The sequence below is a fragment of the Psychrobacter sp. 1U2 genome (assembly GCF_051847575.1).
Window position 1 is genome coordinate 1 of sequence record NZ_JBPYDC010000126.1, and the last position, 1,708, is coordinate 1,708.

General features: G+C 40.8%; 2 protein-coding genes. One reads left to right on the top strand and one right to left on the bottom strand.

Translation table 11 applies throughout. The features are described 5' to 3' along the window. Nucleotides 1–109: 109 nt before the first annotated feature. Entirely contained in the window at nucleotides 110–784 is a 675-nt protein-coding gene (locus ACS8FD_RS13755) for a riboflavin synthase (protein ID WP_439263380.1), read from the top strand. 74 nt (nucleotides 785–858) lie between these two features. On the opposite strand, the gene ACS8FD_RS13760 is transcribed toward ACS8FD_RS13755, so the two are convergent. Next, nucleotides 859–1,708: response regulator (locus ACS8FD_RS13760; protein WP_439276287.1), on the bottom strand; the 850-nt coding region annotated here is incomplete at its 5' end.

Genomic DNA, 1,708 nt, shown 5'->3' on the forward strand with positions numbered 1-1,708 from the left:
ATAGGATTAAAAATAATCAAATTTTTTTAAAGCTTATCTTATATAAACGTACATTAATTAAGCAAAATACGTTGTTAACGACAGCAACACGATAAAACACGAGGTCTATATGTTTACCGGAATTATAGAAAATATCGGAAAAGTAAAGTCTATGCAGCCTACAGGCGGTGATATCCGTCTAACTATAGAGTCGAACGACATGGACTTTAGTGATGTCAAGTTGGGCGACTCTATTGCGTCAAATGGGATTTGTTTAACTGTAGTAGAAGTGGGTAGTAATTCTTATTCTGTTGATGTTTCACGCGAAACAATCGCTCGAACCGCTTTAGAAGAGCTAAAAGCGGGTCATATTGTCAATTTAGAAAAAGCGATGTTACCAACTACGCGTTTTGGTGGCCATATCGTTGCCGGTCATGTCGATGGGGTCGGGCGCGTCAGTAAGCTGCAACAAGATGCGCGCTCTATCTATATTGAAATTGAGATACCTAAAGAGCTGGCGCATTATACTGCGACTAAAGGCTCTATCACCGTTGATGGTATTAGCCTGACGACCAACTTAGTACGTGACAATATCGTCTGCCTCAATATCATTCCGCATACCGCGCAAGTAACCAATATCGCCAAACACTGGCTGGTAGGTAGCAAGGTCAATATTGAGGTAGATATCGTTGCTCGCTATTTGGAGCGTCTGTTAGGCAAGTCGCAAACAGGCAGCATAGGCGCACCAAGCTCGCAAAGTCAAATTACTGAAGATTTTTTGGCTGACAATGGTTTTATGAAATAATCCGTATCGTAGCATCAGGTAACAAAGTAGAAAACAATAAAGCCTACTGACAGCTTTTGACGGTGTTAAATAACTTATTCGGTTGTCATTAGTCTTTGCAAGACTGTTTTTAACTTATCTTTATTGATAGGTTTCGCCAAAAAATCATCCATTCCCGCCTGGCGGCAAGCTTCACGATCTTCTTCTGTATTATTCGCAGTTAATGCGACAATGGGAATACTATTCCCTTGTGAGCGTATGACTTGAGTAGCTTGCAAACCATCCATGACTGGCATTCGGCAATCCATAAGGATTAATGAGATTTGTTGTCGCTGTGCATCAAGTTGTTCTAAGGCTTGTCGACCATCATCTGCCACCAAGCTAGGATAGCCCAACTTATCCAACATCTTACAAGTAATTTTTTGGTTGGTTAGATTGTCATCGACAACTAATATGGTAGGAGCGCTGGCCACCTCGACAGTGTTATTATCCATCGTTGGTTTTTTTGTACTCTCAGAGGTTTTACCAGTATCTTCGTGTTTATGCGAGACGGTTGTAGACTGTAATAAACGGATGAGCTCAGATAATAATAAGGCCACGTCTAAAGGTTTATTCAAAAACCCATCAAACTGATCCAAAAAGGAGGATGGAATACTGCGCTCAGGTTTCATGCTCAATAACAATTTTGGCAAAGAGGTAACGTTCAATAATTTATGAATAACCTGACTTTGTTCACTGTTAACAAGTCTTTGTTGATTACCTATGCTTGGATCGTCAGTAGCGCCAGTCACGGGCGCTAAGTGAGTATAGGTTTCATAATACTCATAATCCAACAACAGTATAGGTTGTAGGGTTTTTGCTTCAAGCTCTAGCTGCTTATACAGTTTTTGAGCGGTCTTGTCGTCTAAGTCCGTATAGATACTCACGGGCAATGATAAGTGGGAG